The sequence below is a fragment of the Curtobacterium sp. AB7 genome (genome assembly GCF_044909335.1).
In the GTDB taxonomy this organism is placed as follows: Bacteria; Actinomycetota; Actinomycetes; order Actinomycetales; family Microbacteriaceae; genus Curtobacterium.
This window is the reverse complement of record NZ_JBIYED010000014.1, coordinates 23499-44740: the sequence shown is the minus strand read 5'-3', so window position 1 is coordinate 44740 and position 21242 is coordinate 23499. Positions and strand designations below refer to the sequence as shown.

20 protein-coding genes are annotated in these 21242 nt (G+C 68.2%); 14 read left to right on the top strand and 6 right to left on the bottom strand.

All coding sequences use genetic code 11. The annotated features are described in order from the left end of the window. Positions 1 to 35 precede the first annotated feature (35 nt). The 5 genes from ABH929_RS18020 to ABH929_RS18000 all read right to left on the bottom strand — a co-directional run bounded on the left by ABH929_RS18020 (position 36) and on the right by ABH929_RS18000 (position 5802). Entirely contained in the window at positions 36 to 1871 is a 1836-nt protein-coding gene (locus ABH929_RS18020; protein WP_404562218.1) for a hypothetical protein, read from the bottom strand. Between the two features lie 691 nt (positions 1872 to 2562). Next, positions 2563 to 3702 carry an alpha/beta hydrolase family protein gene (locus tag ABH929_RS18015; RefSeq protein WP_404562217.1) on the bottom strand — a complete coding sequence of 380 codons (1140 nt, stop codon included), beginning with the start codon at positions 3700 to 3702 and terminating at the stop codon, positions 2563 to 2565. Beyond that, entirely contained in the window at positions 3684 to 4601 is a 918-nt protein-coding gene (locus ABH929_RS18010; protein ID WP_404562216.1) for a hypothetical protein, read from the bottom strand. The genes ABH929_RS18015 and ABH929_RS18010 overlap by 19 nt, the downstream gene beginning before the upstream one ends. After that, a complete protein-coding gene (locus tag ABH929_RS18005; RefSeq protein ID WP_404562215.1) occupies positions 4598 to 5116 on the bottom strand; it encodes a hypothetical protein in 519 nt (172 codons plus the stop codon). The genes ABH929_RS18010 and ABH929_RS18005 overlap by 4 nt, the downstream gene beginning before the upstream one ends. Beyond that, positions 5113 to 5802, bottom strand: coding sequence for a helix-turn-helix domain-containing protein (locus ABH929_RS18000; RefSeq protein WP_404562214.1), 690 nt, complete (start codon positions 5800 to 5802; stop codon positions 5113 to 5115). Before ABH929_RS18000 ends, ABH929_RS18005 begins: the two co-directional genes overlap by 4 nt. 496 nt (positions 5803 to 6298) lie before the next feature. Between ABH929_RS18000 and ABH929_RS17995 the strand changes: the two genes are divergently transcribed. The 13 genes from ABH929_RS17995 to ABH929_RS17935 all read left to right on the top strand — a co-directional run bounded on the left by ABH929_RS17995 (position 6299) and on the right by ABH929_RS17935 (position 18903). Beyond that, a complete protein-coding gene (locus ABH929_RS17995; protein ID WP_404562213.1) occupies positions 6299 to 6526 on the top strand; it encodes a hypothetical protein in 228 nt (75 codons plus the stop codon). A 107-nt stretch (positions 6527 to 6633) separates the two neighbouring features. Further along, positions 6634 to 7611, top strand: coding sequence for a M15 family metallopeptidase (locus ABH929_RS17990; protein ID WP_404562212.1), 978 nt, complete (start codon positions 6634 to 6636; stop codon positions 7609 to 7611). Beyond that, a complete protein-coding gene (locus ABH929_RS17985) occupies positions 7608 to 9146 on the top strand; it encodes a hypothetical protein (RefSeq protein ID WP_404562211.1) in 1539 nt (512 codons plus the stop codon). The genes ABH929_RS17990 and ABH929_RS17985 overlap by 4 nt, the downstream gene beginning before the upstream one ends. Beyond that, entirely contained in the window at positions 9143 to 9889 is a 747-nt protein-coding gene (locus tag ABH929_RS17980) for an FHA domain-containing protein (protein WP_404562209.1), read from the top strand. The genes ABH929_RS17985 and ABH929_RS17980 overlap by 4 nt, the downstream gene beginning before the upstream one ends. A gap of 26 nt (positions 9890 to 9915) precedes the next feature. Then, positions 9916 to 10413 carry a hypothetical protein gene (locus ABH929_RS17975; protein ID WP_404562208.1) on the top strand — a complete coding sequence of 166 codons (498 nt, stop codon included), beginning with the start codon at positions 9916 to 9918 and terminating at the stop codon, positions 10411 to 10413. Between the two features lie 4 nt (positions 10414 to 10417). Next, positions 10418 to 11080: a DUF6668 family protein gene (locus tag ABH929_RS17970; protein ID WP_404562207.1), complete on the top strand. Its 663-nt coding sequence runs from the start codon at positions 10418 to 10420 to the stop codon at positions 11078 to 11080. Next, positions 11077 to 11352, top strand: a complete 276-nt coding sequence (locus ABH929_RS17965) for a hypothetical protein (protein ID WP_111085088.1) — start codon at positions 11077 to 11079, stop codon at positions 11350 to 11352. The genes ABH929_RS17970 and ABH929_RS17965 overlap by 4 nt, the downstream gene beginning before the upstream one ends. Before the next feature lie 5 nt (positions 11353 to 11357). After that, positions 11358 to 12140 (top strand): hypothetical protein, encoded by a 783-nt coding sequence (locus ABH929_RS17960; protein WP_404562206.1) that lies wholly within the window; start codon positions 11358 to 11360, stop codon positions 12138 to 12140. Continuing rightward, positions 12140 to 13519, top strand: coding sequence for a hypothetical protein (locus ABH929_RS17955; RefSeq protein WP_404562205.1), 1380 nt, complete (start codon positions 12140 to 12142; stop codon positions 13517 to 13519). Before ABH929_RS17960 ends, ABH929_RS17955 begins: the two co-directional genes overlap by 1 nt. Further along, entirely contained in the window at positions 13516 to 15018 is a 1503-nt protein-coding gene (locus tag ABH929_RS17950; RefSeq protein ID WP_404562203.1) for an SCO6880 family protein, read from the top strand. Before ABH929_RS17955 ends, ABH929_RS17950 begins: the two co-directional genes overlap by 4 nt. Continuing rightward, complete coding sequence (locus tag ABH929_RS17945) at positions 15018 to 16715, top strand: hypothetical protein (RefSeq protein WP_404562202.1); 1698 nt, start codon at positions 15018 to 15020, stop codon at positions 16713 to 16715. The genes ABH929_RS17950 and ABH929_RS17945 overlap by 1 nt, the downstream gene beginning before the upstream one ends. After that, positions 16712 to 18484, top strand: coding sequence for a type IV secretory system conjugative DNA transfer family protein (locus ABH929_RS17940; RefSeq protein WP_404562200.1), 1773 nt, complete (start codon positions 16712 to 16714; stop codon positions 18482 to 18484). Before ABH929_RS17945 ends, ABH929_RS17940 begins: the two co-directional genes overlap by 4 nt. 8 nt (positions 18485 to 18492) lie before the next feature. Beyond that, a complete protein-coding gene (locus ABH929_RS17935) occupies positions 18493 to 18903 on the top strand; it encodes a DUF4913 domain-containing protein (protein WP_404562199.1) in 411 nt (136 codons plus the stop codon). Positions 18904 to 19179: 276 nt separating this feature from the next. On the opposite strand, the gene ABH929_RS17930 is transcribed toward ABH929_RS17935, so the two are convergent. Continuing rightward, positions 19180 to 20148: a helix-turn-helix transcriptional regulator gene (locus ABH929_RS17930; protein ID WP_404562198.1), complete on the bottom strand. Its 969-nt coding sequence runs from the start codon at positions 20146 to 20148 to the stop codon at positions 19180 to 19182. A 266-nt stretch (positions 20149 to 20414) separates the two neighbouring features. On the opposite strand from ABH929_RS17930, the gene ABH929_RS17925 reads away from it, so the two are divergent. Further along, positions 20415 to 21155 (top strand): GDSL-type esterase/lipase family protein, encoded by a 741-nt coding sequence (locus ABH929_RS17925; RefSeq protein WP_404562196.1) that lies wholly within the window; start codon positions 20415 to 20417, stop codon positions 21153 to 21155. The last annotated feature ends 87 nt before the right edge of the window (positions 21156 to 21242 follow it).

The window sequence follows — 21242 nt, the reverse complement described above, 5'->3', positions numbered from 1 at the left end:
AACGAAAGATTGCATGCATGCATGCATGCATGCGATCATGCAGCCAACTCAAGGTCGCGGAGCTGCTGCAGGAGACCACGTTGGACGAACCGCATGGCCTCTTGGTGGTTGGCTTGGCCGTCGCTCGAGCATGGGTATGCCGGGTATGCCTCGGGGCCGCCGTGGTCATCGACGGATCGGAACATGACGACCTGCGTGGTGGGGGTGCGGTCGCGGCCACGTCGGCCCGCCTTGCGGATGAGGTGGTTCTGCCACCAGCCCCAGAGGTCGCGCTCGTCGACGTACTGCTGTTCCCGTCGCTGCAAGATCCCGTCGACCCCGAGCTGCTTCGCCACGTGTGTCCGGAAATCCTGGAGTCGCCGGCGCCACCCGGTAGGTGTCGCGATCGCGAGAGTCCAGCGACGCATGCGTGCAAAAGCAGCTCGTGCGCGGCCGCGGGGGAGTCCTGCACGGTCAGCGACGACCTCGGGCGCGTGCTCGTCGGTGGTCAGGCTCTCGTAGACGCGGCGGGCTGTGGGACCAAGCCCTGCGCGGGTGAAGACGTCGTGACGTCCGGCGTCAAGTCGGTCTTCTAGAGCATCCAGGAGGGTGACTCTCACGTCGAAGAGCTCGGCCGGGGGGCGGGCGGTCACATCGTGAAGTGGCCCGACGTGTACCGCAGGTGTGGAAAACCGGTCCGTGAGCCGCCAGACAGCCGCGTTGGGGCCGTCTGCCTGGCGTCGCCGGGTGATCCATCCGGCGACGTGGAGGCGGCGGAATGAGCGGTCGACGGTGCTCGAGGGGATCCCGGTGGCGACCGCCACGGACCGGAGAGCGGCGCCGACGTCGCGGGAGCCGGAGCGCAGGGACAGCCAGGCAAGGTAGGTCAGGACGGTGCTGTCGTGCAGGTCCGCCTCGGTGCGGGTCCAGCGGCCGGGGGAGGCGGTGAACGCCTGCAGCATGGCCTCGACGACGTCGACGATCCCGGTCAGCTGGGTGAGGTCGCGTTGTTGCCGTTCCTCGGGCGCGTACCGGTACAGCACCGCCCGCTCCTGCGCCTTCGCCCACTGCCGCTCGAGGCGTGCAGCCGCCTCCGCCGCCGTGCGGGGCTCACGGCCACCGGCGGGACGGTTGCGGCTCCGGTAGTGCTCCATGCCGGGTGCGGTCTTCGCGGCCTGCTCGACGTCGGCGAGGGTCCACCCGGACACCGCGGCCGCGAGCAGGCACAGGTACCCGGTACGCGACGGGTCGCGACCGCCGGCAACGGTTCCCATGTGCGCCTCACCCCACGGCGGCAGGGCACGGTGTGCGTGGTGCCGGGCGTCGACGGGGCCGGTGGGGAAGGAGTCTGCGGGATCCACGGCGGGGCGCAGCGCACGGAACGCGGCCGTGACGCGGAGGAGGTCGCCGGCGGTGACGGTCGGGGTGCGGAGCACGTCGACGTCGTCGGCCCCGGCCATTACCTCGGACGCGCCACCGCGTGCGTGCGGGGTCAGGGGCGGGCGGACGGCGCCCGTGCGGTCATTGCAGAGCAGCCCGTGGTCCAGCGACGGCAGCACGGCGCGGGCGGCGCCGGCGAGCTGCACCATCGTGGCCTTGTCGACGCCGGCAAGGGGCACCCACACATGGAACCCGCCTGTGGGGCTCGAGCGGCACACCACGTGCGGTGCCTCCGCGTCGCGGAGGATCCGGACCAGCACGCCGAGGTCCTCGGCCGCCTGGTCGAAGTCCTCCGGGGTCTTCGCGTCGAGGTCGAACGCGGCGAACCAGAACCGTCCGTCAAGGTCGGTGAGGTCGATCGTCCACGGCGTCGACGGGGGAGTGTGCCCCGCAGTCGGGAACTTCGACGGGTAGCTGTTCGACCGGATTGTCCCGTCCGCCTCCGCAATCATGCGGTTCACGTACCGACGAGGCGCAATTGAGCGCGTCAACGCCCAGGCGCTATCCGGAGAGGACACGCGGGCAGATTGATCTGTACCGGGCGCAGCAACGTGCGTTACGATGGCGACACCTCCTCCTCTCGGGGTGGCGGTACGACGAAGGCTCCCGGCTCCAACCGGGCTTCTTCTCTCGGAAGCTCACGACCTGATCTGTTTGGCGACGTAGCAGGTAGTGAGAAACATGACTTGGGGCCTAGCCCCGGACCCCCGCCTCTGGCGGGGGTTTTGTCGTTAAGCAGCCGGGATAGGCAACTCCACTCGGTTGAGTCGGCGCGGGTCCTCGACGAGCGGCATCGCGCCGTTCTCGGCGACAAGCGACCGCGCTAGCGCGTCGAGGTAGTAGGCGACTGAGACACCGCTCTCTTCGGCGGCATCCTTGAACGCCTGGCGGGTCTCAGGAAGCACACGGCCCTGCAGAAGAACCGTCGGGGCGTTCTGCGCTCGGCTAGCGCGTCGTCCAAAGTCGCTCATAGTGACACCTTGGCGGGAACATGCATGCGCGCGGTCTTCTGGGGCGGCGTGTCGTAGGACTGCATGGACGCTCCTTCTCCTTGCGGGTAGGCAACTCGAGCGAATGGCGAGGGCGGCTCCGTGGTGCTCGATGTCGCCGCCCGACCAAAGCGCTAGGTACTAGCAAAGTACCCTATTCGTGCACCCCAGCAGCCCCGGATAGGGCCGAAGTTGAGGAAAAAAAGCGCGCAATCGAGCGGTGGAACAGCTCGGGCTCGCGGTTGAGCTCCATGCCGTGCGGGCAAGGCGCGATCTCCACGAGGGTGGCCAACGCACCGGGTGAAGCGGCGAAGCGCTTGGACACTTCGAGGGGGACGTCGCGGTCTCCAGAGCTGTGAACGAGGAGGATCGGCAGTCCAGCTGGCGGGGTCGGACGCATCCAGCGCACGGGGATGGCCTTCCGGAGGCCGGCGAAGCGAGCGAGACCCGGGATCGTAAGCGTGAGGGCACCTAGGGACCCGAGGAACCCCGGGAATCCTGCCTTGGATGCGCCGGCGCGCAGGGCCGCGAACCAGTCGAGCGCTGGGCAGACCAGGATCATGGCGTCGATCCGGTTGCGGAGGGTGGAGCGCGCAGCCGCGTGTAGAGCGATCGTCGCGCCCATCGACCATCCGACAAGCACCAGGTGCTGTGCTCCGTGGTCGACGGCGTAGCGCATCGCTGCGTCCAGGTCGTGCCACTCGTCTGTGCCGAAGGTCGCTGGCAGGCCACGGCCGTCTTCGACGTCGCCGCGGTATCCGATGACGAGGGAACTCATCCCGGCAGAGAGGGTGTCGGGTACGGCGCGGAGGATGGCTTGCCGGCCCGAGTGGATCCCGTGCACGTGGATGGCCCAGGTGGTGGCGCCTTCGACAGGGAAGTACCAAGCCTTCCGGGTGTCACCGTCTGCGGCAATCGCGACCTCTTCGAAGGAGGCTGACACGGATGCTGGTGTGTCAAGGAGGTATCCGCTCCAGACAAGCTTGTCGTCCGCTGTGGGGACGGTCGCGGGTTCGCCCAAGATCGTCCGGCGGACGTGACGGCCGTCGTCATCGAGCACATCCCCGACGAGGATGCTGTGCTGGCCGTCGTGGAAGTAGACGCGGTACTCACCTGGGCACCGTGTCTGGTCATCCGAGGGGACAGTGATGCTGTCGACGTCGACGTCGACGACGGTGACGGTTCGCTTCGGGCGCGGGTGAATTGCCTTCTTCGCGACCACCACGCCTGCGGTGGTCGCGGCCGCGATGGCCGTCAGGGTGGCTGCCCCTGCTGCTACACCGATAACGCCCATGCGGTAACTCCCTTCGCGAGCCGTTCGTCCACTCGTTGTAAGTAGCGCTGCTCTTGTTCTGTGACCTCAAGGCGGCCAGCGACGATCTTGTCGCGGAGCTCGATGTACCGCTGCGCTGCGACAACCTCAGCGTTGCCCCGGAGGCGCAACGACAGCCTGCCGGCGCTCTGGTCGCGGGCTGACATGACGAGCAGGCGGAGCGAGATCAGCCGCCACCCGAGGACAGTGATGAGCCGGCGCAGGGTCCGCCATCCGTGTGCGACACCAATGGCGACGATGCCGGGGTAGAAGAGGCTGTTGAACACGACGAGCATCGCCCGCGAGAAGGGGGTTTGTTGTCCGTCGATGAACACTCTGGTGACGTCGACGAGCTCGGCGATGATCGCGAGCACCACAAGCGCAAAGCCGATGATGAACAGGATGTTCACGCCTCGGGGCTGGGGCAGGAGCACGCCGATGGAGTCGGCGGCGAACCAGCCCATCGCAACCATGTAGATGACGATATGCACCCACGTGGCCGGGTACTGCAGGTGCTCGTGGATGTAGGTCGTCGGTTCCCCGTTGTGATCGGGGATCGCGATAAAGGTGACCGTCTCCGCGACGAGCACGGCGATCAGGATGGGCAGGCGCGATCGGGCTTCCGAGCCAGCGTGAGCGCGTGTGGCGTCTCGCAGGAACCAGAACGCTGCAGTCGCTGCGAGTACCTGGATCAGGTCGATCGCGTTGACGTCACCCAAGAGCGTATCGATGTGCTCGACGGGCCAGACGACGCCCACCGTGGCGATGCCCACGACGGCCAGCGCTGCGGCGAGGAACGCCGGACGTCGCGCTGCGTTACCGATCGCATTGACGCGAAGCAGCAGGAGTCCAACGGCAGCCCAGAACGCAGCTGGGATCACGCGAAGGCTTCCTCGCTTGCAGACAGGGTGGACTTTTGGAGGCGTTCGAGCAGGAGCATCGCTCCGCGCTCCGCAACGAGCTCTTCGACGTCGACAGCGTCAGCGTCCTCGAGCGAGGTCCGCACCGGAACGCGTGCCCGCGCCGCGGTGATCTCCGCGGTCACGCCGGCATAGCCTCGCTCCATCACGTCGACGGGCACGTGGCACCCTCCGTGTCCGGCGGCGATGTGCATGAACTCGTGCAGGATCACGAACAGCTGGTAGAGGCGGGGATCGTCCGGGTGGAAATACACCCGTCCGGCGTCTGCAGTGTCGAGGTACAAGCCCGTCACGCTCGCGGGATGGTCACGCGGAGGGAGCGAGTTCAGCGGGTCGATGATGAGCGGCTTACCCAGCCAGGCCGCCACCGCTGTTCGTAGAGCCTCAAAGGTGAGCGGGCCGGCGGGCAGGGACAGCTTGGCGATGGCGTCCTCAGCAAGCTGGGTGGTGAGTCGTTGCGTTCGGATCTTCTTCATTCAGTACCTCCCCGCTCGGTCGGCGCCGCGGCGCGGATCGCCTCGGCGATCGCCAGGAGCTCAGCCGGGGACGCTGCGTTGACCGAGCGAGCTGCGATCCCCACACCAGTCTCTGCCAAGGCAATTTCCACTTCCAGCCGTGCGTCGACGAGATCGACGACACCAGGGAGTGCGATGCGCAGCAGGTACTCCGGCGGCACATCGAAGAAGTCCGCGATCGCGCGGAGGTCATCGCTGGTGACATCCGTCGGCTCGCCGGCGAGGAGGCGTTCCCAGTCGGCACCGGCGAGAAGCCGTCCGCGCTTCGCCAATGCTGCGCGAATCGCGCGGTCGAGCGGGGGAGTGGGGGTGCGAGCGACGTGCAGGGCGACAAGCTTCCGGAGCCGGTAGCCGAGGAGTGCGGGTTCGAGGCGTTCGTCCCGAGGAGCGTGCAGCCGTTCCATCTCGGTGATGGCCGGTTCCAGAAGCTCGCCGACTGAGACACCGAGCGCCTCCGCGATCGTCTGCACGTCGTTCGTGTTGAACGAGGTCTCGCCGCGGGTGCGCTTGTAGTAGTAGCCGCGGCTGAATCCAGCCTGCGCGATGAGGGCCGGCGTCGTGATACCGCGCTGGATGCGGAGGTCGTCGACCGCGTCGACGAACGCCCTCGAGAACTCGTTCGGTTCGCCGCTGCCCTGTCTGCCCACGCGATGACCCTATTGGCGTACTAAAGAAACTCTATAAGCCCCAAACAGAGCGTGCAGTAAACCCTACGGCTCTAAATAGGGCATACTGAGACGGAGGTTCTACCCCCGGAGGAGGGGCGGGCGACGAGATGGGGCAGCAAGCGCCGAGAGGGGATCGCGATGGTTCAGCACATGGGCTCCCGACGGCGAAAGCAGTTTGCTGCTCCGAACGTTGCGGGAGCCGGCCCTTGTGCTTGGTGGGGGCAGGGATGACGCGCGAGCGCCTGAGGGGCCCCCAGCTTCAGCAGGTGACGGAGGCGACTCGTGCGTACCGCCGGGCACGGGCGATCAGGGATGAGGCGATCGCCGAGGCAGCGGTGATCCACGGCGGGGATGACACGGCGTTCTATGCCGGGTTGAGCCCGACGCGGGTCCGGCAGATCGTTCGTGAGCTGCGTCGACAGGGCTGGACCTCGACAAGCGACTCTGAGAGTGAGACGTCGCGATGAGCGGGCCGATGGCAACAGAGCGTCAGCGCCGCCACGACCCGCGCGGCGTCGCAGCGCCGCACCTGAATCGCGGCCGTTCGGTGACGTTGCTCCGTTGGCGGCACACGGCTGATGGATGGGTGTACGAGACGCGAGTCGGCGTGTATCTCGGGTCCACCCCCGAGTTCCTTCTGCTCGAGGTTGATGGGGTCGAGCGGGCCTTCAACCGCGACCAGTGGATGGTGGTGTCCCGGTGAGCGGGCAGGGCGGCGGCGCCGGGGGGATTGTTGCCGCCGGTCTGGCGCTGGTGTTGCTTCTGCCAGTGGGGGTTGTGACGCTTCTCGGCGCCGACTCGGACTGCTCCGTGTCCAGCAGCACCGGTGTCGCGCAGACCGTGGCGAAGGGGACCATCCCCGACAAGCCCGTGGAGGGGTACGGCAAGGAGCAGCTGGCAAACGCGGCCGCGATCATGAACGCCGCGACGGCACTGCACCTGGACGGTAAGGCGCAGCTGGTCGGGGTGATGACCGCGATGGGGGAGTCAGGCCTGCGGGTGCTCGACTACGGCGACGCCGCGGGACCGGACAGTCGCGGCCTGTTCCAGCAGCGCGCCAACGGGGCGTGGGGGTCCTACGAGGACCGCATGGACCCGACGACCAGCGCCACGAACTTCTTCAAGAAGCTGCAGACCATCTCCGGATGGGAGCAGATGACGCCCTCGCGTGCCGCGAACAAGGTGCAGATCAACTCTGACCCCGACTACTACACGAAGTACGTCGCGGCCGCGACGAAGGTCGTCAACGCTCTCGCCGGCGTTGAGGTCGCCTCGAGCACCGCCGCGTGTGTGAAGGACGCCACCGGCAGCTACGCGGCCGCGAACGGCACGAAGCCGGGCAAGTGGGGCGGGTACGACAACGGGAGGATCCCGCAGGACCAGCTGCAGATCATCCCGTGGACGAAGGACCAGTCCTGGATCGGGTCGATGTACCTGCGCGCGGACGCGGCGCAGTCGCTGATCAAGATGAGCGCCGCGTTCAAGGAGGAGTTCGGCTACGACCTGCCCCTCAACGACGCGTACCGCAGCTTCGCGCGCCAGGAAGAGGCGAAGCAGCAGTACGGCGGCAACGCCGCGACGCCCGGAACGTCCAACCACGGCTGGGCGCTCGCGGTCGATTTCGGCACGACAGCGCACAACACCATCTCCTACAACGACGACACCTACACCTGGTTGAAGGAGCACGCCGGCACCTACGGATGGGTGCATCCGGCGTGGGCAGAACCCGGCGGGGTCGGGCCGCACGAGGCATGGCACTGGGAGTTCTACGGAGTGAAGAACGCATGAGCGAGCACAGCACAGCACCCGACACCTTCGACCCGGACACGGTGCCCCCGTTCCCCGTCATCACGCTGCACCGTGACGAGGAGAACCGCATCATCGTCAACGGCCGCGCCGTCGGTGTGGAGCCGGGCGAGAACTGGCACGCCGCCGGTGTCGAAGCGGTCGCGAAGCTCGCCGCGGACGACGGACTTCCCGCGGTGCGGGTCCGCGCGATCGACACCCCGGACGAGGACGCCGAGTCCGATGCTGGGACCGAACATCGGCTGATCATCACCGCGGAGGGCCGCGCTTACCCCGTCGACGAAGAGGTTGAGACGCCGGCGAAGCGGACCCTGCTGACCCGGAAGACACTGACCGCTGCAATCGCGGGCGGCGCCGTCGTGGCGATCGCCCTCGCCGGCGCGCTCACGTTCAAGCTCACCCACCAGCCGGAACCGGTGGCCACCGCATGGTCGGCACCGCGGCAGGGAGCGAACATCCCGGTGCCGGTGCCCGACGGGTACGGGCAGTCGGCCGCGTGGGCCAGGCTCGTCGACGACCGCAGCACGGCCGTGGCCACCGGACCGCACGAGGTCGTCGTGACCGGGCCCGATGAGAAGAACCTTCTCGGCATCGACACGCGCTCGGGCCGCACCGTGTGGCGCGGCAAGGGTGCCCCGTCCGGATCCGCGGGCCTGTATCCGACGACGATCGGAGACACCAAGGTCATCGCCACCTCGAGCAGCACCGCGATCACCGCGTGGGTGCTCGAGGGGACGGCAGGCGCGGCGGCGAAGGCACAGGAGGTCGCGCTGCCGTCGGGGTCCGACGTCACGTTCGACGGGTCGACGCCGCTGATCGACCTGGGCGACCAGACCGCGGCAACGATCACCGCGAAGGGCAAGCTGCACCAGGTCGACGTACCCGTGGGGGCCGAGCCGGTGCTCGCGACGAGCACCGCGGTGATCGCCTCCGATGGGGACTCCTGGTGGCGGATCGATCGCGACAACACCCGGACGAAGCAGCAGCTCCCACACCCTTCCGGGACGAAGGGCGCCGCAGCCCAGGTCTACGGGCTCGACAACACCCACCTACTGGCCGTGTGGAAAGCCGACCGGTCCGGAAGGAGCGACCGCGTCGGCGTCATCGACCTGCAGCGAGACGAGGTCATCGACTCTGCCGCTGTCGACTCGTCCGCGGTGCCGTCCTCAGCTGACGTGCTGCACACCGTCAGCGGCCGCACGGTCGCCGTCGGCGACGTCGTCGTGCAGCTGCACGACGACCGGGCGCACATCGCCACTACCGACGACTTCACGCCCAAAGCGATCAGCGACACCGCGGTGTACGGCACGGCGCAGTCCGCGCCCATCGCGGCCGCGCTCACCGGCAAGGACTCCCTGACCGGGGAGCCGTTCCCCGGAGCGGTCACGGGCACCGGGAAGACCAGCGGCACACCGGTTCTGCCCGCGGTCGTGAACGCCGATGGCGCGTTCGTGGTCGCGCCGAAGGTCGCCGCCACCTACCTCTACAAGGCCCCGAGCATTGGAGCGTCCGAATGAGCCTCCCTGACCCCCGCGTCACCATCACTGACACCGGCAGCGGCTCAGTGACGATCGGCGGCGTCGAGACGCCGCTCCAGGCGGCCACAGCCGGCGGCGCACGTGACAGCGCGATCCTGACCCTCCTGGGGCACGCACGGCAGCTGGGCCACCCGGTCCTCGCCGGCGTCGTCGACCCGGCAATGGACGCGCCGGTCGAGGTGTGGGGTGAGCTGAGCGTTCTGGTCGACCCGGACGGCACCGTCCGCGTGGGCGAGCACGGTGCCGCCCCGTACGTGCCCGCTGAGCCGTGGCTCGGCAGCGACGAGCCCGTCGAGGCCGCCCCCGCCGCTGACGACGTCGCGCCGGTCATCGAGACCAGTGGGGACGATGACGCGTGGTCGACGGTGCTGCGGACGCCGGCGACGCAGCAGCAGATCGTGCTCGAGGTCACCGGCGGCGACGTCGTCGCGGTGACGGGGACTGCGATCTGTGGCCGCCGGCCCGTGCGCGCCACGGCCGAGGACACCGCCGGGCTGCAGGTGCTCGACGACGTGACGTTGTCGCTGTCGAAGACGCACCTGCGGATCGAGTGGGCCGGTTCGCAGCCAACGGTCACCGACCTGCACTCGGGCAACGGCACCACGCTCACCCGCCCGGGTGGCGCCGGGGTGGCCCTGCATCCCGGCGTGGCCACGGCCATCGCCGACGGCGACGTGCTGACGGTGTGCGACTGGTCCGCCACCGTCCGGCTGCCCCGCTGACTGAACCGAATCGAAAGGAACGAACGATGAGCGCAGCAACACACCTGCCCGTGACGTACACGTGCGGACACACGGAGAACCGGGACCTGTCCGACAAGCCCGCGGGCCAGCGGGCGCGCAGTGCCCGCTGGTACGGCGAGCACCTGGTGTGCTCCCGCTGCTTCAAGAAGCAGCAGGGCGGCGACGCCGGCGACCGGGCCGCCCGCGACGCGAAGGAGCTCGCAGAAGCCACCGACGCTGCCGAACGCGACGGACTGCCGCCGGCACTGATCGGCACTGAGAAGCAAGCAGCGTGGGCGCTGCAGGTCCGGCACCGGATGATCCGGAACGGCTACGCGGAGCTCGTCGAAACCGGCACCCTCGATGACGCCGACTTCCAGGCGGACGTGCTCGAGCCCGCCGCGCGGATCGATCGGGCCCGGTGGTGGATCGACAACCGCGACCAGCCCGCGAAGGACCTGCCCGACCTCCTCGCCGACCCGGGCACCATCGACGCCGGCGCATCGACCGAGAACGTGGCGTAGCGCGATGGTGAACCGTTTCGTGGAGTCCACGGCCACGCCCGTGGCTCCCGTCGACGAGGTCCTCGGCGGTGAACCCGATGGGCTGTTCGGCGTCGACGCCGACGCCCTGTCGCTGCGCGGCCCAGCAGTCCCGACCGGCGAGCAGGTGCCGATCGCAGCCGACGGCCCGGAGCGACGCACGGTCGAGATCACGTCCGCGCCGGATCTGGTCGTCGTCGGCCTGCACGGGGGCGCCGGCACGTCGACGCTGGTGCGGCTTCTCACCGAAGCCAGCGACGGAACGGTGCTGGACGCCGGCACGCAGTGGCCGGTGTTCGCCGGTTGGCAGCGGCCAGCCCCGACGATCCCGGTCGTCGCCGTCGCCCGCACCCACTACGCCGGCCTCGATGAGGTAACCCGCCTCGCCGGGCAGTGGACCAGCGAAGCCCTGCCGGGCGGCCACCTGATCGGCGTCGTCCTCGTCGACGACGCCCCGAAACTCGCCACCGCGCAGCAGACCGCTGCACGGCGTGCGCTGCGCATGACACCCCACGGGTGGCATGTGCCCTGGCAGGAGACGTGGCGGCTTGCCGCACCGGCCCTGCCCTCGCTCCCACGCCGGGTCCGAGACATCATCCGCGACATCCGCCGCCAGGCGGAGCGCATCACCGAAGGAGCATCCGCATGAACGTCCTCTACACACTCACCGTCCTCGCCGCGAACTTCGACACCTCGGGCGAGCAGCCCCCGGGCGTCGACGGGATCAGCACCGTCATCCGGTGGATCGCGTGGGGCGTCGCCGGCGCGTGCGTCATTGGTGTGCTGTTCGGCCTCGGCTACCTCGGTAACCAGCGCCGCCGCGGTGAGACCCCGGAGCACCTGCAGGGCATCATCGTGTCGATGATCGCCGCCGGATCCACGGCAGCGGTCGGCGGCCTCATCGGCGCCCTGGCTGGGTGACCGGCATGGCTCAGCAGGATGACAACACCGTTCCCGACACCGCGGGCGGCAACTCCAGCCCGTTCACCCCCTGGTGGTTCATCGCCGCGGGGTTCGTGCTCCTCGTCATCGTCGGCCTCATCGTCGCGCTGTTCCTCCCACGCCAGACCCGGGACACGGCACCGGCAACGCCGACAGCTTCGGCGTCCGCCGGCGACGGTGCGCCCTCGAGCGCACCCGTCGCCGGCGGGACCGGCGAACCCGCTAGCGACACGTGCAACGTGCCTGTGAAGGACACCTCGATTCCGACGGAAGGGCCCAAGGCGGAGTGGGTGCCGGACGGGTACGTGCTGGTCCCGACGTCGACGACGTACGGGCCCGTCGCGAACGGCTCGAAGTGGGGCTGCTTCGCGCACTCGCCGACCGGAGCGCTGTTCGCCGCGGCGAACTTCATCGACGGGGTCTCCGGGCAGCAGTACGCCGCCTTCGCGAAGGAAGCCGCCGTCGACAACACCGCCCGGAGCGCGTGGATCGCGGGCGAGGATCCGGACTTGCACACCCAGACCGGCGGCGACGTCGCGCAGTTCTCCGGCTTCCAGTTCACCGGCACCGCCGATGACGCCGTGACGGTGCGGATCTCCGCGCAGCAGGGCAGCACCGTCGGGGCGTGGACGGTGGCGCTGGTGTGGGACGACAGCGCGCAGAACTGGAAGGTCGACTTCGGCACGAGCGATCTCACGGTGGCGGAAGTGACCAACCCGCAGGCGTTCACCGAGTGGTCGATGGACGACGGGGGAGGTGATCTGTAGTGGCGGACAAGTGCCATTTCTGGCAGGTCGGATGCAAGCTGCAGAACGCCGCTGAGGACCAGATCACGCAGTTCGTGAAGAGCCTCGCGGACGCCGGGCTGGAGTTCCTCAAGGTGATGAACACGTTCTGGCTGAACGCTCCGTCCCCGACGGTCCAGGACAACACCGTCATCGACACGCTGCACAACAACCTGCACTGGTTCACCGCAGCGTTCGCCGTCGTGGGGCTGCTGTTTGCGCTCGGGAAGATCGGCTTCACCCGGCAGATCCGCGCCGGCGGGAAGGGCCTGAAGATGGTGGTGCACCTGGTCCTCGTGCAAGGAGTGTCGGCGGCGTTGGTGACGACACTCATCAAGGCCACCGATGACTTCTCACCGTGGATCGTGAACAAGGTCACCGGGCAGGACCTCGACCTGTCGCAGGTGCTGTCGACGGAGCTGATCATGCTGCCCGGGATCGGGCCGGGCATGATGATGGCGCTGTTCGGGTTCATCGGGTCGATCGCGAACCTGGTGCTGATGATCGTGCGGGCCGTGATCATCTCGCTGATCTTCGTGTTCCTGCCCTCGCTGGCCGCCGCGTCCGAGAGCGAGATGGGCGACCAGGCGTACCGGAAGGCGCAAGGGTGGCTGTGGGCGTTCCTGCTGTACAAGCCCGTCGCCGCGGTCATCTACGCGTTCGGGTTGCTCGCGCTGCAGGGTGAGCCCATCAAGGACCTGAACACGGCTGGCTCCGCGCTGATGCAGACCACGGAAGGTGTCGCGACGCTCTGCATGGCAGGACTGGCCCTTCCCGCGATCATCAAGGCGATCGTCCCGGTCGCCGGGCAGGGCGTGTCTGGCATGTTCTCCGGCGGTGCGATCGCCGCGGGTGCCGTGGCCACCGGTGCCGCGATCGTCACCCTCGGCGGTTCCGCAGCCGCAGGTGGCGCGGCAGCAGCCGGTGGTGCCGCCTCGAGCGCGGCAGGCGCAGCCGGCTCCGCTGGTTCCGCTGGTTCCGCTGCTGCGGCGGCCGGTGCGACGCCGTCGCCCGCGGCCGCGGCGGGATCCGCCGGCAGTGCTGGAGGTTCCAGCAGCGGTGGCGGTTCTGCGGCGTCGGGGAGTCAGCCGACGACGGCCAACAGCAGCAGCAGCGGCAGCAGCGGGCAGGGTCAGCAGCCCGGCGGCAGCGCGTCCGCTGGTGGACAGTCCACCAGCGGTTCGTCGACGCCGAGCGGGTCGCCTGCGACGTCGAGCGGCGCCGGCCCGTCGGGGGCGTCTGGCAGGGACGGCAAGGACGGCTCCTCCGGCGGGAGCGGCGTCGATTTGGGCGCGCTGGCACAGGGCGCCAGCGGGGCAGCAGGCGCGATGAACAGCGCCGTGGAAGGAGAAGACCGATGAGTGATCAGACCTACCAGTCGCCGACGTACGGCAACATCACCCCGCCCGGCAAGCAGGGGTTCTGGGGCCTGTCGTTGGGGGTGCTCGGCATCGCCGGGTTCCTGCTGTTCATGGTGATGATCGCCACGATCGTCACCCAGTACATCGCCGCCGGCGTGCTGTTCCTGATGGCGATCGCCGTGGTGATCGCGTCGGTGTTCAAGGACAAGAGCGACCGCACGATCTACCAGAGAGGCGTCATCCGCATGTTCTTCCGCAGCCGCGAACGCCGCGGCGACACCATCCTCGTGCAGGGCCCCGCCGGCCGCGCACCCGACGGCCGGACCCGGCTGCCGGGGCTGCTGGCGCCGAGTGAGCTCAGCGAGCACGTCGACACCTACGGGCACCGGTTCGGGCTGATCCGGCTCCGCGGGGTGAAGCACTACACCGTGGTGCTCGAGGTGTTCCCCGACGGTGACGCCCTCGTCGACGCCGAACGGGTGGACTCGATGGTCGCGCACTGGGGTGCGTGGTTGGCGGCGCTGGGTGAGAGCGGCGACATCGTCGGTGCATCCGTCAGCGTCGAGACCTCCGAGGAGACCGGGCAACGCCTCGAGCGGATGGTCAACGGCAAGCTCGATGAGACCGCATCCGACTACGCCCGCGACGTCGCGACGTCGCTGCCGGAAGAGATCCGCGCGAACACGCCGATGGTGTCGACGCGCATCGCGATCACGTTCAGCGGCCGCGGGTTCGACAAGGAAGGCTCCGACCAGGGCCTGCAGGCGATGGCGGCGGAGATCGGTGCACGTCTCCCGATCCTGATGGTCGACCTCGGGTCCACCGGCGCCGGCAGCGGTGTTCGTGCCTGCACCGCGCAGGACATCGTCGACCACGCCCGCGCCGCGTACGACCCGATCGTGGCACCCGCGATCGAACAAGCCCGCGCAGACGGCGGCACCGGGCTGACGTGGGCGGACGCAGGCCCGGTGTTCCAGCGCGAACACATCGACCGGTACTACCACGACCGTGCCGTGTCGAAGACGTGGGAGATGCACGTTCCCCCGACGGGCACGTTCCGCTCGAGCTCGCTCGGCGCGGTCCTGCGCCCGGTGTCGGGTGTGCTCCGAAAGCGGGTGACGCTGCTGTACCGGCCCGTGTGGGACAAGGACGCCGTCGACGCCGTCGGTAAGGAAGGCAGCAACGCGGAGATGGTCAACAGCGCCAAGTCCACCGCTGCCCAGCGTCGCCGTCTCCGTGCCGCCCGGCAGAGCGAGGAGGAACTGCAGGACGGCGCCGGCCTGCTCCTGTTCGGGCTGCTCGTGACCGCGACCACCACCAACACTGCCGAGTTCGCCCGGCTCGACAAGGTCATTCCGGGGCTGACCTCTCGTGCCGGCCGACTGCGGATGCGAGAAGCACTGGGCAACCAGGCCGTCGCATTCCAGGCAGGTCTCCCACTGGGCGTCGTACCGATGGCCCACGCCCCGCTGGGCCAGTTCATTCAGGAGTGGATCTGATGACTACACGTACCCCGCTCGGGTTCCGAGCCACGCGAGAAGACGTGCAGGCGTCGTCGATGCAGCTGACGCGCCGTGAAGCACGACGGCTGGACCGGCAGGTGCGCCGCGTGTCTGCGAGCGTTACCGGTGTCGCCTCGGAGAAGCAGTCGCTGCGGGACCGGGTGCTCGGAGAAGCCAAGGACCAGGCGTCGACGTCGTCGACGCCTGGTCCGAAGGGGTGGATCGTGCCCGGTGCGGGCCGGGTGAACCACATCGAACCGCAGCCGGAAGGATTCGGCACCAGCGTGCACGTGTGCGGGCTATGGCCGTTCGCCCTCGGCGCCGGCGCACCGATCGTCGGTGTCCCGCTCGGCCGTCACCTGCTGAACAGCTCCACGGTGTGCGCTGACCCAATCTCCTGGTTCCTGACCAAACGGATCAACAACCCGTCGTGCTTCATCATCGGCCGGCCGCACCTGGGCAAGAGCGCCCTGACGAAGCGGATCATCACGGTGCTGCGGGCGTGGGGTGTGCTGCCGATGGTGCTCTCCGACACCAAGGGCGAGTACTCCGACCTCATCAAAGAGCTCGCCGGTCAGGTGCTCCGGCTCGGCCGTGGCCAGTCGGCGGTGAACCCGCTCGACTTCGTCGACATCATGACCGAGCTCCGGCAGATCGGTGACGGCATCGAGGACCCCACCGAACGCGCGCAGGCAGTGAAGCGACGTGAGGAAGCGCTCGAGGAGATGCGCGGCCGCCGCATGACGACGTTCATGGGGCTGCTCTCGATCGCCCGCAACGGCCGGTTGGAGAACCACGAGTCGAACGTCATCGCGGCGGCGCTGACGATGCTCGACGAACGCTTCACCGACACCGCCCCGCTGATCGACGACGTCGCCGCACTCATCCGGTCGCGGCCGGAACGGCTCGCAGAGATCGTGCAGGACCGCGGCGTCGAGGAACGGTACCGGGACCGCACAGAAGCGCTGCTGGACACCCTCGGCACCCTCACCGGTACCGGCACGTTCGGTGGCATGTTCGCCCGCCCCACCACGGAGCGGGTCAGCATGGGGCAGGCGTTCTCGTTCGACCTGTCCGCCATCCCGGAGTCCGAAGTGGAGCTCCTCGGCGCGGTGCAGTCGGTGTGCTGGAACTACGGGTCCGCGCTCGTGTCTGCGCAGAAGCACCTCTCCGAAGCGGGCCTGCGACGCTCGCAGCACTACTTCCTCGTCATGGACGAGCTGTGGTTGGCGCTGCGCGCGTCGAACGCGATCGTCTACTACCTCGACTCCCTCACCCGGCTGAACCGGCAGCGGGGCATCGGGCAGGCGATGATCACCCACACGATGGACGACCTCCGCTTGTCGACCGACGAGCTGACGAAAATCGCGTGGGGGTTCGTCAGCCGGTCCGCGATGGTGTTCCTCGGCGGCCTGTCCGAAGGGGAGATGGGCAACCTCGCCACCGTGTTCAGCATGACCAAGCGGGAGCGGGGCATGATCACCGACTGGTCCGGTGAGGGCTCCGACACCGGACCCGACGGCGTCACCGCGGAACCGCCCGGCCGCGGCAAGTTCCTGCTGAAGATCGGCAAGCGGCCGGGAACCCCGTTCAAGCTGCACCTCACCGCCAGGGAGATGGGCACGAACGACACCAACCGCAACTGGACCGACGACGACGCAGCCGGCTACGACACGGCGGGAGCGGCAGCATGAGCGTCAGTACCCGGCAGCCGAACCGGCGCCCACAGCCGGGCAACGACCTGGGTCCCACGATCGGATTGGCGTGCGTCGCCGGCGGCACGGTCGGCGTGGGGCTGATCGCATGGGCGGGATCGCTGGTCAACCCGTCCGTGCAGGCGATGGCCAACCACGGACCGTCGCAGGTACTCACCGGGTACCTCGGCGGAGATCTCGACGTCACCGTTCCGCAGGTGCTCGTCACCGGGCTGCTGCTCGGCGCCGGCGCCGGCATCGTCGGCTACAGCGTGTGGATGTTCCGCGGGTTCGCCAAGCAGGGCACCCGCGTCGACGGGAAGGCGCAGTACATGGCCGGCAGGGACGAGACGATCGAGTTCTACGAAGCGGCCGCGATCGCCGACAGTGAACGGCTCCGCGCGACCGGCGCCGGCATCGGCGTCACCCTCGGCACGCACGTGAACACGAAGGAGAAGCTCTACGCGTCGTGGGAGTGGGTGCAGATCTGGCTCATGGGTCCCCGAGCCGGGAAGACGAGCTGCGTGTGCGTTCCGCAGATCCTCGAGACCCGCGGGCCCGTGATCGCGACAAGCAACAAGCGCGACATCGTCGACATCACCCGCGGCCCCCGGTCCGAGAACGGCGTGGTGTGGGTACACGACGTGCAGGACATCATCGGCGAAGCACCCTCGTGGTGGTGGAACCCACTGACGTTCGTACGGGACATCCAGACCGCGGAGAAGCTGGCCGACATCTTCATCACCTCGTCAACGTCCGCAGGCGCCAAGCAGGACGCCTACTTCGAGTCCGCCGGTAAAGAGACCCTGTCCCGCCTGTTACTCGCCGCAGCACTCGACGAACGGCCGATCACGGACGTATTCAAGTGGGCGAACAACCCCGACGACCAGGACGACCCCGCCATGCTCCTCATCGAGCACGACGAAGCACACCTCGGCGAAGCACTCGGCAGCACGCAGGGCCTCACACCGAAACAGCGCGACGGCATCTACGGCACCCTGCGCCCCTGGATCGGTGTCCTCGGGATGCGCAGCGTCGCCCCATGGATCACCGACAACGGCACCGACCGCCCACACCTCGACACCGAAGCGTTCGTGACCTCGACAGACACCATGTACCTGATCTCCAAGGAAGGTGGCGGATCCGCTCGAGCGATCACCGGCGCCCTCACCATGGCGCTGCTCGAGGCGGCCGAGCGGGTCGGGTCGCGGCAAGTCGGTGGACGCCTGACGACACCGCTCATGGCGGTCCTCGACGAGGTCGCGAACGTCTGCCGATGGCGTGAGCTGCCGGACGTGTACTCGCACTACGGCTCCCGCGGCATCATCATGTCCGCGTTCTTCCAGTCCCGCCAGCAGGGCGTGGAAGCGTTCGGTGAGACCGGGATGGGCAAGCTCTGGTCCGCAGCGAACGTCCGCGTCGTCGGGTCCGGTCTGTCGGAGGACTTCCTCGAGTTCGTCTCATCGTCGATCGGCCCGTACGACGCGGTCTCCGTGTCACGGAGCACGCAAGTTGGCGGATCGTCGACAACCCGAACGCTGCACCAGGAACCGATCTTCACGAAGGCCGAGCTGACCGCGATGCCGAAGGCCCGCGCGGTCATGTTGGCGTCGCAGACACCGCCGGTTCTGGTGCAGCTCGACCACATCTCCAAGCGGCCCTACGCAGCAGCAGCGAAAGCGTCGCAGGAGTACTACGAGGCCCGCGCGGCGAAGCAGGGTAAGCCAGTGCGTCGAGCGACCGGCACGAGCGTGACGAGCGGAAAGTAGGCGAGACCGTGGAGGGATTCAACGACACTGACGCTGCCGAGCGCGAGGACATCGATGCTCCGGCCCAGACGATCGACCCCGTGTACGAGAACGTGTACGAGTTCGTCGACGGCTTCGTCAGGCCGATGTTCCGCCGGAACCCGAAGCGGTACCTGTGGGCGGAAAACTGGTATGACTACCCCGAGGTACTCGATCGGTTTGAAGCGATGTGGCGAGCGTGGGAGTGGGACCGTCTTCCGGACCAGGCAGGCATGACGGCAATGGCGGCGTTTTGGAAGGACACATTTGACCCTCTCATGGAAGTCATCACGAGCGAGGATGGGCCGTTTTGGCAGCTCTCCGCCGACAAGTACAAGAACACGCAAACGGACGTGCCAAAGATGTTCCCGGCGCAGCGCCCCCACTCTGCGGGCCGATGAACGGCAAGCGAGAAGGGGACTGCTGCAGGTCTAGTTGGGTTCGTTCGTTGACGAGTGCGGCCCAAGTTGTGGCGATTGCCCCTGTCCCGCCGTGGTCCGCGACGCGAAGCCGCGTTCCTGGTGGCGCGGTCGGAGGAGGCCGTACACGTTGCCGAGCCAGATGGTGCGCGTTCCTAACTACGCCAGGACTAGCCAAGAAGCACCGTCTGTGGAATGGATAGTGGTACTTGATCTGTACGAGATCTGGCGGGGCATCGCGCGCCGAGGTGACCTGGGCTACTCGTGTCGTCCGTGCAGGGTGCGGAGCGTGGTGGAGGGGAGTTCACCGAAGGTCGATGCATAACTGCCGGCAAATCGGCCGAGGTGGCGGAAGCCCCACCGGATGGCCACATCAGCGACCGATGTTGCTGTGGGATCGGCGGCGCGGAGTTCGGCGCGGACCCGGTGGAGCCGCACCTGTCGGAGGAAGGTGAGCGGACTCATGCCGGCGTGTTTCTGAAACGACGACTGGAGCGAGCGGACTGCTACTCCGGTCGCGGCAGCGACGTCGGAGATGCTGATGGGCTGCTGCGCGTTGGCGACCATCCATTCTTGCGCATGCCGCATGGTGGTAGGGCCGTCGGCGAGAGTCACGTCGATGTTCGGGGCAGCATGGAACGCGTTCACGAGCGCTTCGGCGAGGGTCGTGTTGAGGAGACTGCGATGCTGCCGGTCGGTGGCCGGGTTCAGGAGCTCTCCAGCGGCTCCGCGAATGACTTCCTGCAGCTGTTGCTGCGCGTGCGGGGCTACCTCGCTGGTGAACGTCAGCGGACCCGGGATCGTGCGGTAGGTGGCGGCGGCGACCGCCTCGAGGAACGATCCATCGAAGCGGATCAAGTGTTGCGTGGTGGGGAGAGCATCGAAGGTGAACTCTCTGCCCGCCGGGTACATCACCGGAGCACCCGGCTGCATCAGGATCGGGTCGCGGCTACCGGTGTCGAGGGTGATACCGGCGCCGGTTGCCCACGCCAGAATGTACTGTCGGCCCGGGTTGATCGTCCCCCAGCGTCGCGCGGCGACGGCGGAGGTTGCCACGGTGACGTCATCGTCGCCAATGGCGCGGTAGCGCCACCGGAACCCGTCGGGTTCTGCCTGTCCGATACTGATGTCGTGGCTTGCGTAGACACGCTCGTAGAAGCCGACAGCTTCCTCGATGTTCAGTCCTCGAGCGTCGGTGTGGACGGGGAGTAGGGGGTCACCAGCCATCTGGATCGAGTCTGCCCGGAACGTCCGACATTGCCGACCCTCACGACAGGGTGAGAACCCCGCATCGCTCGCTTCGCGTCGGTAGCCGCGTCTTGGAGGTCAGCCCGAACAGACTCTGCCTTCAGCACCGGATGTTCGCTGCGCCGGCTGATCTCGACGAGCTGGCGGCCCCGCCCACGGCCCGTAGTCGTGTCGAAGGCTGGGCGGGTGTTCCGCCGCCAGCCCCTACGCTGATTCGCAGGGGCTCTTGCCCGAAGGAGCAGCAGATGAGGTTCAAGACGACGGCGTCTTTGCATCAACTGGGGTGGTCGTTGGTGCGGCCGGTGCTGCACCTACGGCTGTGGTACTTTCGCGCACTTGTCGGTGACACCGTCTACTTGCCGCCCGTCGACGGTTCATCACCATCCGAGCGGTCAGATCGGGTCCTGTTGATGGGTAGCACTGATGCCGTGCGCGTCGGCGTCATCCGCGATGAACTGACCACCCTGTCGCACATCGCCACTCATGTTGCCAGCAAGCGGCACCGACCCTTCGTCTGGGCTTACACGGGGAGGCCCGTACTGACCGTGCGGCAAGCGGCGCAACGACCACTACTCGGAGTGGAGACTGCGGATGCCGTCTTGATCGTGCTCGGCTTCAGCGATGTGCTCCTCATGACCGCTACCGACCGGTGGGAGCGAGATTTGTTCCGGATCATCGCCGCCATTCGCTCGGCGGCAGGAGACACTCGCGGCATCGTGATCGCGGGGTTGGCGCCGATGGATGAGTTCCGGTACACGGCCCGGTTCGGACGGCGCCGGATCCGGCGGCAGGTCGAGCAGCTGAATCACGCCAGCGCACGCGTCGCCGCGCGTGTCAGCCACTGCGCGTACGTGCCCCCACCCGTTTTCCCAGAGGCGCAGGGCCGCCCCGGTGACGAGCAGTACTCATGGGCGCTCATCCACCGTATGTGGGGCACGGCCCTGGCGCCGGCAGTCGTCTCTGCCCTGCGAGCTCACGATCGATGACCCGGGGCCGGCGGCAAGCTCCCGGCCGGATTCTGTGAGCCCGTACGCGGAGCCCGGGGAGCGCCGCACACCACGAGCAACCCAACT

What these genes read in the sequence shown, in the direction of transcription:
- ABH929_RS18020 (WP_404562218.1), bottom strand. Translation starts at nt 1,871, where the DNA reads ATGATTGCGGAGGCGGACGGGACAATCCGGTCGAACAGCTACCCGTCG.
- ABH929_RS18015 (WP_404562217.1), bottom strand. Translation starts at nt 3,702, where the DNA reads ATGGGCGTTATCGGTGTAGCAGCAGGGGCAGCCACCCTGACGGCCATC.
- ABH929_RS18005 (WP_404562215.1), bottom strand. Translation starts at nt 5,116, where the DNA reads ATGAAGAAGATCCGAACGCAACGACTCACCACCCAGCTTGCTGAGGAC.
- ABH929_RS17995 (WP_404562213.1), top strand. Translation starts at nt 6,299, where the DNA reads ATGGCAACAGAGCGTCAGCGCCGCCACGACCCGCGCGGCGTCGCAGCG.
- ABH929_RS17985 (WP_404562211.1), top strand. Translation starts at nt 7,608, where the DNA reads ATGAGCGAGCACAGCACAGCACCCGACACCTTCGACCCGGACACGGTG.
- ABH929_RS17980 (WP_404562209.1), top strand. Translation starts at nt 9,143, where the DNA reads ATGAGCCTCCCTGACCCCCGCGTCACCATCACTGACACCGGCAGCGGC.
- ABH929_RS17975 (WP_404562208.1), top strand. Translation starts at nt 9,916, where the DNA reads ATGAGCGCAGCAACACACCTGCCCGTGACGTACACGTGCGGACACACG.
- ABH929_RS17970 (WP_404562207.1), top strand. Translation starts at nt 10,418, where the DNA reads ATGGTGAACCGTTTCGTGGAGTCCACGGCCACGCCCGTGGCTCCCGTC.
- ABH929_RS17965 (WP_111085088.1), top strand. Translation starts at nt 11,077, where the DNA reads ATGAACGTCCTCTACACACTCACCGTCCTCGCCGCGAACTTCGACACC.
- ABH929_RS17960 (WP_404562206.1), top strand. Translation starts at nt 11,358, where the DNA reads ATGGCTCAGCAGGATGACAACACCGTTCCCGACACCGCGGGCGGCAAC.
- ABH929_RS17950 (WP_404562203.1), top strand. Translation starts at nt 13,516, where the DNA reads ATGAGTGATCAGACCTACCAGTCGCCGACGTACGGCAACATCACCCCG.
- ABH929_RS17945 (WP_404562202.1), top strand. Translation starts at nt 15,018, where the DNA reads ATGACTACACGTACCCCGCTCGGGTTCCGAGCCACGCGAGAAGACGTG.
- ABH929_RS17940 (WP_404562200.1), top strand. Translation starts at nt 16,712, where the DNA reads ATGAGCGTCAGTACCCGGCAGCCGAACCGGCGCCCACAGCCGGGCAAC.
- ABH929_RS17930 (WP_404562198.1), bottom strand. Translation starts at nt 20,148, where the DNA reads ATGGCTGGTGACCCCCTACTCCCCGTCCACACCGACGCTCGAGGACTG.
- ABH929_RS17925 (WP_404562196.1), top strand. Translation starts at nt 20,415, where the DNA reads ATGAGGTTCAAGACGACGGCGTCTTTGCATCAACTGGGGTGGTCGTTG.